The 292-nt window shown below is 38.0% G+C and carries 1 protein-coding gene; it reads left to right on the top strand.

Translation table 11 applies throughout. The features are described from left to right. Positions 1–292, top strand: a 292-nt coding sequence (locus tag JUJ52_RS23230; protein ID WP_228089273.1) for a helix-turn-helix domain-containing protein, incomplete at both ends; no start/stop codon positions are given.

Genomic DNA, 292 nt, shown 5'->3' with positions numbered 1-292 from the left:
TATCCGAATAAAGCCCAAGAAACGCTTCTTGCTAAAACCATCGGTTGTTCCCGATTCGTATTTAATCATTTCTTGGCGAAATGGAATAACACCTATAAAGATACAGGTAAAGGTTTGACGTATAACACTTGTTCTTCACAATTAACCAGACTGAAAAAAGAGTTGGTGTGGTTAAAAGAAGTCGATAGCGTTGCACTTCAGTCATCGCTTAAAAACCTATCTGATTCGTATGCGCGTTTCTTTAAAAAGCAGAATAAAGCACCACGGTTTAAGTCGAAAAAGAATAGCGTCC

This window comes from Virgibacillus sp. AGTR (assembly GCF_016919725.2).
Taxonomy (GTDB): domain Bacteria; phylum Bacillota; class Bacilli; order Bacillales; family Amphibacillaceae; genus Virgibacillus; species Virgibacillus salarius.
This window is presented reverse-complemented; position numbering and strand designations above follow the sequence as displayed.